We start from the raw sequence: 14,995 nt of genomic DNA, 5'->3' as shown, positions 1-14,995 counted from the left end.
CGAAATTACAACAAATGCTTAATTTAAAAATATTCTATTTCATTTTTAACCAAGACTATTAAATGAGAACTTATCCAGAAAACATAAAAGAGCTTGAAAAAAAACACAATTTTGTTTTTCCCATAAGTAAACAAAAATTAGAAAGCATTCGTAACAATATCATTTTGCGTCATGATCTTGCTTTTTTATTTTTAAAATCAAGAATATTAAATTCTTTGAAAGAACGAGATGATTTTAAAAAGGAAGCATCTCTCGATTCTTTTTTAGACAAAAGAATTGCCAACAAAGACAGATTTAAAATTTATAATACAATAAAAAGCCAAATTCCTCTACCTCTTAAGGAGAACGATAAATTGTTTTTATATTCTTTGCTTATTCTAGGTGCTTTTCTTTTACCTTGGCTTGTCTATGCAATAATTGTTTCTAAAGAAGAAATTCTTATGCTTTTCTCATTAGCTTATCCTAAACTCTTTGTCGCTCTTTTTTTAATTGGAATCTTAATTGTAGCAGGTTTTGATCATGCATTCGGGCATTTTTTTAAAAAAGAGAAACCGTCAATTGATACAAATGTACTAACAATTAGAGAGTTCATTTGTAATTTAATCGGAGACAACAGACAAGATATTAAAGAAAAATTTGAAATAATTTTTAAGAATGACCTTGAGAATTTAAAGTAATCTTCCTCTATTATAAACAAGTTATCCTACATATAATTAGAACTAAAAAAAGTAAAATGTCAAATCCTGAATTAAAACTAAATTTTATAGTTGACAAAAACGAAAGTTTAACTATTGCAAAGAAGATAATTCATAATAAGAATTCTAAAAGGAAAAAACTTAAGTTGAATAGAAATGAATATCAAGAAACAGTGTTAAAATGGACTTTATTTAAATACTTACAGCCAGCAGAAGACAATCCATTGAACTCTGAATTCTTCCCTCTTCCTCCCTCAAATTCATTAAACAATGGATTATCAGCAGATTTGATACTTAAATACCTAAACTCAAATTCAGTTTTTAACTTTTATAAATTGAAAAAGAATGATAAACTAAATATACGAATGGAATATAAACACCCAGAAATGTATCGAAAATCTAGACCTTTTATTGGTGATTACATTTCATTTATATTCAAAATAGAATGGGAAATAAATAAAGGGTTTGATCATATTTATAATTCATATAAATTATTAAATGAAGGAATAATTATAATTGATTAAAAAGTACCAGATAACAATGTATAACCCCAATTACAATGAAAAATTAAATGAATAAAAAAATATATTCTGAGAAATTCCTAATTTTTGGAATTGTAAATTTACTATGTGGATTCTATTTTTTTGCACCAACACTTTTCACTCAAAAAAAATCCTTAACAGTTGAATCTGGTCAAGTTGAGAATATTGAAATATTCTATCGAAGAGTTTCATCTAGAGGTGCTAAGAGTACAAAATCTGAGTTATTTATAAAAGTTAAAAACGATTCTAGGAATTATTATCTAATGGAAAATATTAGTCAAAAAAGAAGGAATGAAACTTTTGAAATAATTAAAAAGAAATTGACAATTTCAGGTGGAGTTAAAATCTGGATTAAAAAAACGGATATAAACGAATATGAACCAACGATATTTCAAATTTCAGACAATAAAGGAAATATTTTATTTAATGTTAATCAAGCTAAAAGTCATTCAAAAACAGGTTTTATAATAACATTCTTAGCAGGTATATTTGGAGTTGGTGTATTTGTTTATCAAAAAAAGAAAAACGGCCACAACCTTTCTTAGTCAAAACTTAGTTTTAATTAAAGAATCAAACATTTTCAGTATCAATCTCGTGAGCATTGCTCACTCGAGCGAGCGAGTAACACTAAGATAAAAATACAAGCTCTCATACTTAACTCATTTGTAATACTAACATAGATTTAGTAGATTTAGCTTGCTAAAATTGTGAAAGCAATAGTCCCCTATTTCTTTTATTTTTAAATACAATACGAAGTTATATATTCTTAACGGATACCCATAAAAAAATGCTATGGGTTATACCTACTTTAGCACTAAATAGCTGTTAAACAAGTAAGCTATTAAGAACTAAAAGTTACGCATATAAACAAGTTGTGGTTCATATTCACTCAATAAAACTGCAAATGAATTTAGATGGAGGCTATGCTTTTAGCCCAGATCATACAAGGGTTATAGACTCGTTTAATAAACATATTAATGCCAATTGGGTACAGTTTTTTGTGGGAGGTACTAGTACTAAATAGTACCCAAGTAATGAAACTGGGTCGATTATTGTAGAAATAAGAAATCCTACTAGTAGAAATTCTCTTCTATTACACATAGGAGAAAATTATGATTGAAAAGTTTATGGTAACATTCCATTATCTACAATAGAACAAGTTTTTAGATTTAAATTAAAAATCAATTAATTATGAAATATATAACAATATTCTTTTGCCTTTTTTTGTTTTTAGGTTGTAAATATTTTAAAGGAGATAATTGCAATAATACTTTACCTATAGTTGGGGTTTATAAAAATATATATGATAAAGAAGCCTCGAACCTTTTAATTATTAAAGAAGGTGGGGTGTTTGAACAGATATATACAAAAGAAAATTTAATTAAAAAAAATAAAGGAAAATGGAAATTCTCAAAAGAATCATGCGACATATACTTTAAAAATTTAAAACTAATGCATAAGGTTAGTCCTACATACTTAAAATATTTTACTGAAAATGGGATTTACAGGTTAAATACTATTAGATTTAATGAGGATTTAAGAGATGAATTCGATTTTTATAGAGTAGAATAAAAATATAAGACTGTTTAATAAACATATTAATGCCAATTGGGTACAGTTTTTTATTGGTGGTACTAGTACTAAATATTACCCAAGTAATGAAACAGGGTGGTGTATTGTAGAAATGAGAAACCCTACTAGTAGATATTCTTTATTACTTCATATTGGTGATGAATATGTAAGAGATGGTTCAGGTATTAATAGTTAAAGAGGATGGTACTTTTGAAATAATTAAAAAGAAATTGACAATTTCAGGTAGAGTTAAAATCTAGATTAAAAAAACGAATATGAACCAATGATATTTCAAATTTCAGACAATAAAGGAAATATTTTATTCAACATTAATCAAGCTAAAAGTCATTCAAAAACAGGTTTTATAATAACATTCTTAGCAGGTATATTTGGAGTTGTGTATTTGTTTATAAAAAAAGAAAAACGGCCACAACCTTTCTTAGTCAAAACTTAGTTTTAATTAAAAAATTAATCAATACCACAGCATCAATCTCGTGAGCATTGCTCACTCGAGCGAGTGAGCTTTACTCACCCGTACCTGTGAAAGTTACTCACTCGAGGCTGTGAGTGTTGCTCACTCGTACGAGTGAATAACACTAAAATAAAAATACAAGCTCTCATACTTAACTTATTTGTAATACTAACATAGAATTAGTACATTTAACTCGTAAAAATTGTGAAAGCAATAGTCCCCTATTCCTTTTATTTTTAAATACAATACGAAGTAATACATTCTTAACTGATACCCGTAAAAGAATGCTATAGGTTATACTTACTTTAGCACTAAATAGCTGTTACATAAGTAGACTATTAAGAACTAAAAGTTCCGCATAGCCCACCCAAAATGGGTAAATAAAAGGAATAAAGTTCCGCATATAAACAAGTTGAAATGCATTTGAGAAAATCAGAACTCATGATGAAATTAAGAATTGACAAAGAGCTATTAGAGATTTTTAAAGACATTTTAAATCGGAATTTGACATTAACTGAATGGAGGCAAATGGAAAATTGTGATGAATTTCAAACTGTCAATTATTGTGGCGGGTTTGATGCGATTGAAGATGAATTTTGTTTCAGTTATTTTGACTTAAACAAAGTGGAATATTGGTTTCAAATACCTCTTTCAGAAATACAAAAAATCGACAAAGAAAATATACCAGAAATTGATATAAGATTAGCGAAATAAATCAGTAGTAATTTGGAAATAAAACCACCGATTTTGGATAACGGACATTTTTCAGTTTTGGTTGCTGAACTAAATACTGGAATCGTATTAACGACTGAATTTAAAAGACATTTAGGCTCAGGTGAAATGTTTTGGATATTTGAAAACATAGAAAAGACAAATAAATTTATTGATTCTGAACTAAAGAAGAATCATGAATATGAATTTAGTGTGAGAAATAGTAAAGGAGAATACCTGTTTACTAGAGGCATTAATGGAAAAAGATAAAAAAACTCATTACAACACAGTGTAAACATAATTGCTTGGTTCCAGCCTGCTCGGAAAATCCGTAGGATTTTCCTCTGGTTTGTTCCATTTTTGTTAAGTTAGTTGTTTAATCACGTAACTATCCTTACACGTAAACGTTGTAGCCAATTAAAAAAAGAATCGAATATGAATTTTCGAGCCTCATTCTGTGACCCATTTAAGCCAGACATTATTGAAATGGGAAACATTGAAAAGGATAAAATCATGGAAACATTCGAAAAAATTCCATGGACTGAATTGCTGAACAAAATGGAAACAGCAAATCAAAATGATATTCACTACTCCCCATCATTAGAGATTGAAAATAGAGATAATAAAAACGGGCTCACAGTTTCTGCGGTGGACGGAAAAGAATGGTACATCTTTTTCAAAAGACCTAAAATCGTGAAGAAGTTTTTTGGACTTAGGGAAAAAATGGACAATCATTATTTGACGGATGTGACTGGTCAAACAATTGATGATGTAAGGACTTGCTTGGGGGCCTTGATAAAGAATGATCTAAACTTTCTTGAACAAAAAATAAAATAACTGGCTACAACAATGGCTATAAAGTATAGGCCTAACCAACCATACCGTTCCTACGCTTCATAGCCAGAACGTTAGTAGCAATTTGCTAAAAATGAATGTAAACAAAATTGAAGATTTTAAGGAACTAAAAGGAGATATTGAAGTCAATACTTTAGAGGAATTGATTTTTCAATTGTTGAACCTATTTTCCATTAACAAAACATCTTGGTTAATTGGTATAGAGTTATTAAATGACCTAATCAGTCTAAAAAGACAGGACGGTTCTGTGTTATCCAATAAAATAGGTAAACCTATACTTAATTGGATTGATTCAAAGTATGATAATAATGTATTTAAAGATTTTTCTGGAAGTTATAGTTCTGACGATGAAGAATCAAAACAGATAGTTTTTATAATGGACTTAACTCTTGATACTATCTTTAAAATTAATCATAATACAGATGTTCTGCCCTTTTTAAAATCGAAACTAAAAAAATCATCTAGCGAATATGAATCATCAGAAATTAATAATATAATCGATTGGATTAAAGAAACAAAAGCAAATCCTGAATCGAAAATTTCGGATGATATATTAGATCAAGTTTTGTTTAGAGCGGATAAATATTTTGAAGAAGAATATAACTCTAAAAATTTTGATTATCTATTCTGTGGATTAAGAGAAACAATTCAGGAATATAAATTATGTTACTCCATTCATTGGTGTCTGAAGTCTGAAAAATATCTTTCAAATGTTAAAAGAACTGGATGGATTGGAGCTGGTTCTCTAATGATTGCTAAGAAGTCTGACAAATTTGAAAGAATGGGGTCTAATCCTTTTGTAGATTGGGTTTATCTTTTTGAATTGGATATTCAAAATTTAGAAGAATATTTTCATTTAGAAATTCCTTACAAAAAGGAATATTTATCAAAACTAAAATCAGTGATTAAATGTTCAAGTCAGGAACTTTTAAAAATGGTTAATAATGAAGAAAAAATAATTTACACCGAAAAAAAAGCTTGGTGTGATCATTTTCCAGAGTTTCAAAATATTGCGGACGAACTAAACCAAGTAGGTATCGAATGCCAAGTTGAGATTAAAACAAGAAAAAAAACTACTAACAATGTATAACAAATCATAGCTGCCTGACGGCAAACTACGCTTGCTATACGAGACGTTGTACGTAATCTGAAAAATAAAATGTTTAATAGACAAAAATTCAAATACAAAGACCTTCCACCTGGTGACAGAATTCGGAAATTAATTGTAGAATTCGTTGAGCCTGAACTGACCAAACTCGGATTTAAACTCTTGAAATCGGAATTGACTTTTAAGCGAAAAATCGGAAAATTTACACAAGAAATTTATTTCGCCAAAAATCAAAGAAACTATGGGAATACTGTAGTTTCATTTTGGACAATATTATCAGTAAAATCAAATTTCTATGTAAAATGGCACGAGAAGACTTATGGATTCTAACCAATCAATGAATTTGTAGATTCTAGGTATGATAATCATATTAAAACTTGGAATACAAAATATTGGAACGGCGGACAATATGATCTGACAGAATTTGACAATGTTAAACTAATGACTGACTTGACCAAAAACATCCTGAATATCGGAATTCCAATACTAAATAAAATTTCTGATTGGGAAAGTGCAGCAGACTATTTATTTAAGGAACAAAGATGGATGGATGCAGCTAAAATATTTGACTTTTATATCATTTCTAATCAGCCGAAAAAAGCAATGAAAACTCAAAATATAATTGAAAAATATTTCAACGAATTAGATATTAATAACGTACCAAAAGAAAGATTTGAGGAAATTAAAATAAGAAAAGACTACTTACAACACCGTGTATAATTCATTACTAGTATTCCCCTATTTACGGAAATCCTCACGAGTTTTCTATTTAGTTTGTATTTCCTAGTTTAGATGCTGAAACACGCAACGAAATCATACACGAAACCGTTGGCAATAATATTAGCGGAGCATAAAAAAAGAAGATTTTAATTAATGAAATATAGCATTCCAGATAAAAGAGAATTGACAAAACCGGAAATTGAATTTCTGACTTATCTGTTTGGAAAAGAAAAATCGAAATGGACTAATTTAATCGGAAATCTGAAAGTTATTGCGAGATGTGGTTGCGGGAAATGTCCGACTATAATGTTTGGAAAAACATTTGACTCGGAAATTCAAAAAGGGAATTTAATAATTGATTATGCAGGAAAAGGAAAAAACGGAGAATTAGTTGGAATTTATCTGTTCGGAACTGACCAAATGCCGACTGAATTGGAATTTTATTCAATAGACGGAGAATCAGACATTTCAGAAATACCGAAAATTGACACTCTGAAATCTATGAACGAAAATCTGATTGAATGAAAAAATACTATTGCCAACAATGTATAACCGCAATTACGGCGGATTCGACAACGTCCGAATCTACTCGGAATTGCTAAAGTCAGTGCTAAGCCAAAAATTAACGCATATTAATCCGTAATTGACGGTTATACGATACCGTTGTGCTTAATTATGAAAATACCACTAAAATTAATCTTTCTGCTAATAATCAACTTCTCGTGTTTCAGCCAAAATAGCGGAAAAGAAAAGCTGAATTTAGTATTTTATGATGTTTGTACTAATAAAATAATTAAACCTGAATTTGAAATTGATTCATTTTCTGAATTGAACTATAAAACGGTAACAATTTTTCCAAAACGTGGAGATTTAATTGGACAATATTCAACAATTTTAAAGACAAATAGTGATACAATTAGAATTCCTAAAATTCTGTTCTCTTTTAAAAGTGTATTACATTCAAGAAAATGGAATTATCTGAATTGTGAAAAAGTTTGCGATGGAACTGAAACTGATTTTTACTCTAATGGAAATAAAAGACTAGAAGGAGAATTTAAAAATGGAAGACCAATTAAAATAAACGAATTCAGAAAAAACGGAAAATTACTTACACAAACTTTTTACGAAAATTACACTCTGAATTACGAGCGTGTGAATTACTTCGACGAAAGTGGAGAGTTAAACGAATACGAAATTTATAAAAACAAGAAAAGGAAAACGATAATCAGAACGTTTGACAAAAATGGAAATCTGATTAATAAAGAAACTAAAAAGAAATATATTAAACGAAAAAATAACTAAGCACAACAATGTATAACCGCAATTACGGCGGATTCGACTACGTCCAAATCTACTCTGTAATTACTAACGCCAGTTCTTTATGAAAATTTATTACCTTTAATCCCGGAACTGACGGTTATACGAGACTGTTATCCAACATTTGAGAAAAACGAAATCCTACATATTATTATTAATTATTATTCTGACTTTCAGTTGTAGAAAGGAATCTAAAACTGAAATAAAGAAAAACATTGATTTAGATTTAAAAAAAACAACTGAATTGATTTCTCAAATTCTGATAGACAAAAATGATTCTTATCTATCATCAAGTTGTATTTCCGAAAATCAAAAAGCATTTACAAGTTCAGACTTTTTGTATTATGGAGAAAAAGCTAATAAATATCTTAATATAAAAGATAGCTTACATTTTAAGACGCAAGAAAAATTATTCAATGAGTTTAAGATAATGAAAGAACTAACTCTGAATAAAAAAATCATAACAGAAAAGCAACATATTGAATTAGAATCTAAACGTGAATTTTGGAAATGGATTGAGATTAATTGCGAAAAAGGATATTGCTCAATTTCTAAACCAATATTCAATGAAAACTATGATTTAGCATACATCGTAATTTTTAGAAGATTATTTGACTTTGATTCAAGTGGAGAAATATTAATTTATGAGTTTAAAAATGGGAAATGGAAAGAAAAAGAGCAAATTGAAAGATGGATAAGTTAAAAAACATTAGGTAACACCGTATATAATTTAGTGCTTAAGCCACGCAACAAACCATATACAACAACATTACTCCTTCCCAAACTTTTTCTCTAATAGCTTACGTTCCCAGTCCTTACCAAAAAAGTCGAAAACCTTAATAGAATATATTCCAATTACAAGAAGCCAAAAAAACAAAGTCCATACTAAAAAAAGCCAGTTAGAACTATCTACAAAAACAAGTATTATAGGCAGCAACATACTTAACAATGCAATAGCAACAAGCTTGTACAACCCCTTAACCTTTTCAAGATAAACAGTCTCTTTTTTTAATTGAGCAACATCAATTTCCTTCTTTACATCGGTTATCGTAGTTTCAAAAACAGCAGCTAAAGATTTTAAAGATTCCAAACCCGCATTTTCACCATTCTCAATTCGTTGAATGGTTCTTACACTTAGTCCACTCATAGTCGCTAATTGTTCTTGCGACCAATGACGTGCTAATCGCATTTTTTTAAGATCTCTTATCGTATTCGTATCACTAGTCATTCCTTTTTCTGACATGTATTAAATTGTTTTCTGCAAAGATAAACATCAATCACACTTTAGCCTTTATACCCATAAGACTCAAAGCTGACAGTAACATGACAGCTCTATGACACTAGCAATAAGAAAACAATAAAATAAAAAACTGAAAGCAATTTTATCTAATTTTGCACTTAGGTAGACAAAAATAAATGATAGAGAATTTTATAAATCAATTAGGAATAACTGAGGAGGCATTACAAAACGAACTTCGAGAAATTGCTAGTATAAGTACGCACCAAAAAGGAGAATTCATCATTAAAAACAATCAATACATAAAAGTGTTAAAAATTGTATTGAAAGGAAAAGTACGAGTATACCAAGAAAATGAAGACAGAGAAATTCTTATCTACTATTTAAATGCTATGGAAGCCTGTACCCTATCGCTTTCTGCTTGCTTTGAAGATTGTAAAAGTACCGTAAATGCTATTGTAGAAGAAGAATGTACCCTGATAAACATTCCTGTGCGATTTGTAAGAGATTGGAACTTTAAATACAAATCCTGGAACACATTTACTACCAAAACATTTAGAGAAAGCTACAATCACTTAATAAATCAGTATGCCAACCTAGCCTTCCAACCCTTAAAAGATCGTTTGTTCGATTATCTCCTTGCTAAGGCAGATAACAATATTGTAAAAAAATCACACCAAGAGTTAGCCAGAGAATTAGGAACTACACGAGAAGTTATTTCCCGCTTATTAAAGAAGTTAGAAAAAAATAAACAACTCCATTTAGGACAAAAAGAAATTGTTTTACTAAATAATTCCTAAGCTTGTGACAAAAGGCACAGGTATGCCACCTGCAATCTATTTTTCTTTGTATCGGATATAAAACACAATCGATATGAGAAATTTAAGAGCAAGAATACTTACGGTATTATTAGGAATAAGCGCCTTAACTTTTGGACAAAACACCCAAGCATTTTCAACATACAAGCCAACAGCACAACATAAAGTAGCCTTAGAAGTATTAAAGGCAAGCAAAGAATGGATTGCGAACTTTAACAAAGGAAATGCAAAAGCATGTGTAAATGGCTATACACAAAATGCAGTAATGAATGCCCAACCGTTTGGAGTTAAAAAAGGGAAAAAAGAAATTTCAGAATTTTGGACACCATTTATTCAATCGGGAGCAAGCAATTTAATTTATACCAATGTACAAATAGAAGTAGCTAATAAAACAACAGCTTTCTTATCGGCAAACTGGAGTATGAATGTAGGTAGAGGAATTATTTATCAAGAAAAATGGGTAAAAAAAGAAGGAAAATGGCTACTAAGCTACGATAACTTTGAGGTTTTAGAGAAATTTAAAACACCACAAGAAAATAAAACGAATCCAATAGCAGGTCATTTAGCATTAGAAGAAGTAATTAAAGCATCGATACAATGGATTCAAGGATTCAATGCAGGAAAAGGAGCTGTATGCGGTAATGGATATTCAGAAAAAGCAACTATGAATGCAGTACCATTTGCATTATTAAACGCTAAAAAAGACATTCAAGGATTTTGGACACAATTAATAGCCAAAGGTGCAAAGAACTTAATATATAACAATCCAATATTTACAGCTAAAACAGCCAACAGTGTTACTTTATCGGCACAATGGAGCATGAATATTGGAGAAGGAAAAATTTACCTAGAAAAGTGGGAAAAGGTAAATGGGGAATGGTTGTTAACTTATGATGAATTTCAAGTATTAAAACAATACAAATAATTCATATACAACAACTGTAAACAAAAAATCCCGAGTATCATACTCGGGATTTTTATATAGTATAGGTTTAAACTATTTATCAATTGATCCTAAAACACGCTTCATAAAATTATTCAACGCTTCTTTTTTAGGGGTACCATCTTTTACCATTTTATCAACCTCAATAGCACCGTACATATTCGATATTAACTCACCTATAACGTCTAACTCCTCATCTTTTAAAGAAGGAACTTCCGTTAAAGCTTCTAAAGTTTCAATCGTTTCTAGTACGTAATCTTGGTCGTTTTCTTCAATAAAAGAAGTTAAGTGTTTAATAACTGGTAATTTCATATTATTATTTTGTCATTGCGAAGCAAATAGAATTTGCTGTGGCAATCTGTTAGATTAAAAAAGATTACTTCACTACGTTCGTAATGACGTTTTATTATGCTACTACTTCGTTTACCAAGTCTTTTAAAACATCAAACTTGTTCGTTTGAACTTGGTTTACAAATTTACCATCTACAAAAGTTGCAAACGTTGGTAAGTTACTTACATCCGCTAACTTTCTACTTTCAGGAAACTTTTCAGCATCAACAATTACAAAAGCAGTGTCTTCATTTTCAGAAGATAACTTTTTAAATTTTGGCTTCATAATACGGCAGTTACCACACCAAGTAGCCGAAAATTGTACTACTACTTTTGAGTTGCTTGAAACGATTTCTGTTAAATTATCTTGACTTAATTCTTGTACCATAGTTTATATTGTTTCCGAAAGGAGCTCGTGCTCGACCCCTTCACTTATCTCACACGAACTTGATTCCTTTCTTTTATTATTATATTAGTTTACAGCTAAATATTCTGCAGTAGCTTTGGCGTTAGGTTGCATTGCTTCTTTACCTTCTTCCCAGTTTGCTGGACAAACCTCACCTTTTTCTTGTACGTGAGTGTAAGCATCGATTAAACGTAAAAACTCGTTTACGTTACGACCAACTGGCATGTGGTTTACACCTTCGTGAAATACAGTTCCTTCTTCGTCAATTAAATAAGTAGCTCTATAAGTAACGTTATCTCCTTCAACTTGTACAGTTTGAGTAGCTTCGTCAAATACTTCATTAGTAATATCTAAAATACCTAAGATTGAAGATAAGTTACGGTTACTATCTGCTAATAAAGGATAAGTAACACCTTCAATTCCTCCGTTATCTTTAGATTGGTTTAACCAAGCAAAGTGTACTTCAGGAGTATCACAAGAAGCTCCAATTACCATAGTGTTTCTTTTCTCAAACTCACCTAAAGCAGCTTGGAAAGCGTGTAATTCAGTAGGACAAACAAAAGTAAAATCTTTTGGGTACCAGAATAATAATACTTTCTTCTTGTTGTTTGCTGCTTCTTCTAAAACATTTAACTTAAAAGTATCTCCCATTTCGTTCATTGCATCAACGCTTAAATTTGGGAATTTCTTACCAACTAATGTAGCCATTTTATATTATTTTAATGATTAAAAATTTTTTTACAGCGGCAAAGATATTTTATTCTTCAAGCTTTAAAAGCTTAAAAACAACTTTATTTTTTTATTCCACTATAGGTTTTTTCGATGTGGTAAAAAACAGTCAAAAAAGGCTTCCAAAAAACCACAATTTTGCGCTTCGCTACATAAACAAAATCAATCACTTATAGCAAAGACCATAAAAACAAACAATCACAACAATAACATTAACTTATAATTAAATAAAAAATATAGATAAAAATTATTCAATGATTTATCGTAAATTTGAGTGCAACAACTTACAAAACAATATATTATGGAAGATAAACACGCACACGGGGCTTCTGGAGACATTACAAAATGTCCATTTATGGGAGGAACTCAAAAAGAAACTGCTGGAGGAGGAACTCGAAATAGAGATTGGTGGCCCAACGAATTAAAGTTAAATATTTTAAGGCAAAATGCTGCAAAATCGAACCCTATGGATCCCGATTTTGATTACGCTGCTGCCTTTAATAGTATAGACTATAATGAACTTAAAAAAGATGTTATTGATTTAATGACTGATTCGCAAGATTGGTGGCCTGCCGACTATGGTCATTATGGTGGATTTATGATTCGTATGGCTTGGCACAGTGCGGGAACTTATCGTGTTGGAGACGGTCGCGGAGGAGCAGGTTCAGGAACACAACGTTTTGCTCCTTTAAATAGTTGGCCAGATAACGGAAACTTAGATAAAGCACGTTTATTATTATGGCCTATAAAGAAAAAGTATGGAAATAAAATTTCTTGGGCAGATTTAATGATTCTTGCAGGAAACTGTGCTTTAGAATCTATGGGCTTTAAAACTTATGGTTTTGCTGGTGGTCGAGAAGATGTATGGGAACCAGAACAAGATATTTACTGGGGAAGTGAAACAGAATGGTTAGGAAATGAAGATCGATATGCAGACGGTAACCTAGAAAGTGATTTAGGAGCTGTACATATGGGACTTATTTATGTAAATCCTGAAGGTCCAAACGGAAGACCTGATCCTGTTGCCTCTGGAGTTGATATTAGAGAAACTTTTGGGCGTATGGCAATGGACGATGAAGAAACGGTTGCTTTGGTAGCAGGTGGTCATACTTTTGGTAAAGCACACGGAGCTGCAAATCCAGATACTTATGTCGGTGCAGAACCAGCAGGAGCTGCTATAGAAGAAATGAGTACAGGTTGGAAAAACAGCTTTGGAACAGGAGTTTTAGATGATGCAATTACTAGTGGTATTGAAGGAGCTTGGACGCCAAATCCTACACAGTGGGATCACGATTATTTTGATGTACTATTGAACTACGATTGGGAATTGACTAAAAGTCCAGCCGGAGCACATCAATGGACACCAACCGCTGCGTCGAATGCTCGAATGGCACCAAAAGCAGGTGATCCTAACGGAAAGCAAGCTCTAATGATGACTACTGCCGACATGGCTTTGAAAATGGATCCTGCTTATTTAGAAATATCAAAGCGTTTCCATAAAGACCACAAAGCTTTTGAAGATGCATTTGCAAGAGCTTGGTATAAATTAACGCATCGTGATATGGGGCCAGTAGCCTTATACTTAGGACCTGAAGTTCCTACTGAAGAATTAATTTGGCAAGACCCTATTCCTACTGGAAATACCTTATCTGATGCTGAAGTAGCTACTTTAAAAGCTAGCATTGAAGCTTCTGGATTATCAATTTCACAAATGGTAACTACAGCATGGGCATCTGCTTCTACTTTTAGAGGTTCGGACAAACGTGGCGGTGCTAATGGTGGACGTATTCGATTAACTCCTCAAAAAGATTGGGAAGTAAACAACCCTACTGAATTGGCTAAAGTTTTAGCGGTTTATGAAGGAATTCAAAAAGATTTTAGTGGAACTGTTTCTATTGCCGATTTAATTGTACTTGGTGGTTCTGTTGGTATTGAATTAGCTGCTAAAAATGGTGGACATACCGTAACAGTACCATTTACTTCTGGAAGAGGTGATGCTTCTCAAGAACAAACCGATGTAGTTTCTTTTGGATACTTAGAGCCTAGAGCTGATGGTTTTAGAAATTTTATAAAAAGTGACTTAAATGTTGCTGCTGAAGAACTATTAATTGATAAAGCCAACCTATTAACGTTAACCATTCCTGAAATGACCGTGTTGGTTGGTGGATTACGTGTTTTAGGTACGAATTACGATGGTTCTGACTTTGGTGTATTTACGGATACTGTTGGAACATTGTCTAACGATTTCTTCACCAATATTCTTGACTTTACCTACACTTGGAAAGCAGCTTCTTCTAGCGATAAAGAATTTATTGGTAGAGATAGAAGAACGGGAGCGATGAAATTTTCAGCCACTAGAGCCGATCTAATCTTTGGTTCAAATACTGAACTAAGAGCCATTGCTGAAGTATATGCAGCCGATGATGCAAAAGAAAAATTTATAACCGATTTTATTGCAGCTTGGACCAAGGTAATGAACCTTGATCGTTTTGATGTAAAATAGAATTTTGTTTGTTGAATAAAAAAAGGTGATCAGAAAG

Annotated in this window: 19 protein-coding genes; 15 read left to right on the top strand and 4 right to left on the bottom strand. The window is 31.2% G+C overall.

The window, feature by feature from the left end; genetic code table 11:
* The first annotated feature begins 62 nt into the window (after nucleotides 1-62).
* From F7018_RS14865 to F7018_RS14810, 12 genes are all read left to right on the top strand, one after another.
* A complete protein-coding gene (locus tag F7018_RS14865) occupies nucleotides 63-677 on the top strand; it encodes a hypothetical protein (RefSeq protein WP_150900884.1) in 615 nt (204 codons plus the stop codon).
* 56 nt (nucleotides 678-733) lie between these two features.
* Nucleotides 734-1,219 carry a hypothetical protein gene (locus F7018_RS14860; RefSeq protein WP_150900883.1) on the top strand — a complete coding sequence of 162 codons (486 nt, stop codon included), beginning with the start codon at nucleotides 734-736 and terminating at the stop codon, nucleotides 1,217-1,219.
* Between the two features lie 47 nt (nucleotides 1,220-1,266).
* Entirely contained in the window at nucleotides 1,267-1,782 is a 516-nt protein-coding gene (locus tag F7018_RS14855) for a hypothetical protein (RefSeq protein WP_150900882.1), read from the top strand.
* A 646-nt stretch (nucleotides 1,783-2,428) separates the two neighbouring features.
* Nucleotides 2,429-2,809, top strand: a complete 381-nt coding sequence (locus F7018_RS14850) for a hypothetical protein (RefSeq protein ID WP_150900881.1) — start codon at nucleotides 2,429-2,431, stop codon at nucleotides 2,807-2,809.
* Nucleotides 2,810-3,722: 913 nt separating this feature from the next.
* On the top strand, nucleotides 3,723-3,995 hold the full coding sequence (locus F7018_RS14845) for a hypothetical protein (RefSeq protein WP_175578749.1): 273 nt from the start codon (nucleotides 3,723-3,725) through the stop codon (nucleotides 3,993-3,995).
* A 33-nt stretch (nucleotides 3,996-4,028) separates the two neighbouring features.
* Nucleotides 4,029-4,262, top strand: coding sequence for a hypothetical protein (locus tag F7018_RS14840; RefSeq protein WP_217701389.1), 234 nt, complete (start codon nucleotides 4,029-4,031; stop codon nucleotides 4,260-4,262).
* 216 nt (nucleotides 4,263-4,478) lie between these two features.
* On the top strand, nucleotides 4,479-4,829 hold the full coding sequence (locus F7018_RS14835; RefSeq protein ID WP_217701388.1) for a hypothetical protein: 351 nt from the start codon (nucleotides 4,479-4,481) through the stop codon (nucleotides 4,827-4,829).
* Between the two features lie 91 nt (nucleotides 4,830-4,920).
* Nucleotides 4,921-5,937 (top strand): hypothetical protein, encoded by a 1,017-nt coding sequence (locus F7018_RS14830; RefSeq protein WP_150900879.1) that lies wholly within the window; start codon nucleotides 4,921-4,923, stop codon nucleotides 5,935-5,937.
* A 459-nt stretch (nucleotides 5,938-6,396) separates the two neighbouring features.
* Nucleotides 6,397-6,675: a hypothetical protein gene (locus F7018_RS14825; RefSeq protein WP_150900878.1), complete on the top strand. Its 279-nt coding sequence runs from the start codon at nucleotides 6,397-6,399 to the stop codon at nucleotides 6,673-6,675.
* Nucleotides 6,676-6,828: 153 nt separating this feature from the next.
* The gene (locus F7018_RS14820; protein ID WP_150900877.1) at nucleotides 6,829-7,200 is read left to right on the top strand and encodes a hypothetical protein; all 372 of its coding nucleotides are present in this window, start codon (nucleotides 6,829-6,831) and stop codon (nucleotides 7,198-7,200) included.
* A gap of 150 nt (nucleotides 7,201-7,350) precedes the next feature.
* Nucleotides 7,351-7,977 (top strand): toxin-antitoxin system YwqK family antitoxin, encoded by a 627-nt coding sequence (locus F7018_RS14815; protein ID WP_150900876.1) that lies wholly within the window; start codon nucleotides 7,351-7,353, stop codon nucleotides 7,975-7,977.
* Nucleotides 7,978-8,116: 139 nt separating this feature from the next.
* Complete coding sequence (locus F7018_RS14810) at nucleotides 8,117-8,695, top strand: hypothetical protein (RefSeq protein ID WP_150900875.1); 579 nt, start codon at nucleotides 8,117-8,119, stop codon at nucleotides 8,693-8,695.
* 66 nt (nucleotides 8,696-8,761) lie between these two features.
* Here the strand turns inward: F7018_RS14810 and F7018_RS14805 are convergent, their stop codons facing one another.
* Nucleotides 8,762-9,235, bottom strand: coding sequence for a helix-turn-helix domain-containing protein (locus F7018_RS14805; RefSeq protein ID WP_246175213.1), 474 nt, complete (start codon nucleotides 9,233-9,235; stop codon nucleotides 8,762-8,764).
* Nucleotides 9,236-9,408: 173 nt separating this feature from the next.
* Here F7018_RS14805 and F7018_RS14800 point away from each other — a divergent pair, with 173 nt between their 5' ends.
* Together F7018_RS14800 and F7018_RS14795 are read left to right on the top strand one after the other, a co-directional pair.
* A complete protein-coding gene (locus F7018_RS14800; protein WP_150900874.1) occupies nucleotides 9,409-10,029 on the top strand; it encodes a Crp/Fnr family transcriptional regulator in 621 nt (206 codons plus the stop codon).
* Between the two features lie 73 nt (nucleotides 10,030-10,102).
* The gene (locus F7018_RS14795; protein ID WP_150900873.1) at nucleotides 10,103-10,972 is read left to right on the top strand and encodes a YybH family protein; all 870 of its coding nucleotides are present in this window, start codon (nucleotides 10,103-10,105) and stop codon (nucleotides 10,970-10,972) included.
* A 72-nt stretch (nucleotides 10,973-11,044) separates the two neighbouring features.
* Here F7018_RS14795 and F7018_RS14790 read toward each other — a convergent pair whose 3' ends face one another.
* From F7018_RS14790 to F7018_RS14780, 3 genes are all read right to left on the bottom strand, one after another.
* Nucleotides 11,045-11,302 (bottom strand): DUF6952 family protein, encoded by a 258-nt coding sequence (locus tag F7018_RS14790; RefSeq protein WP_150900872.1) that lies wholly within the window; start codon nucleotides 11,300-11,302, stop codon nucleotides 11,045-11,047.
* Between the two features lie 94 nt (nucleotides 11,303-11,396).
* Nucleotides 11,397-11,708 carry a thioredoxin family protein gene (locus tag F7018_RS14785; protein ID WP_150900871.1) on the bottom strand — a complete coding sequence of 104 codons (312 nt, stop codon included), beginning with the start codon at nucleotides 11,706-11,708 and terminating at the stop codon, nucleotides 11,397-11,399.
* An 84-nt stretch (nucleotides 11,709-11,792) separates the two neighbouring features.
* On the bottom strand, nucleotides 11,793-12,434 hold the full coding sequence (locus F7018_RS14780; RefSeq protein WP_150900870.1) for a peroxiredoxin: 642 nt from the start codon (nucleotides 12,432-12,434) through the stop codon (nucleotides 11,793-11,795).
* A 322-nt stretch (nucleotides 12,435-12,756) separates the two neighbouring features.
* Between F7018_RS14780 and katG the strand changes: the two genes are divergently transcribed.
* Entirely contained in the window at nucleotides 12,757-14,958 is a 2,202-nt protein-coding gene (gene katG / locus F7018_RS14775) for a catalase/peroxidase HPI (RefSeq protein ID WP_150900869.1), read from the top strand.
* Nucleotides 14,959-14,995: the final 37 nt, after the last annotated feature.

The organism is Tenacibaculum aiptasiae (assembly GCF_008806755.1).
Lineage (GTDB): Bacteria > Bacteroidota > Bacteroidia > Flavobacteriales > Flavobacteriaceae > Polaribacter > Polaribacter aiptasiae.
This window is presented reverse-complemented; position numbering and strand designations above follow the sequence as displayed.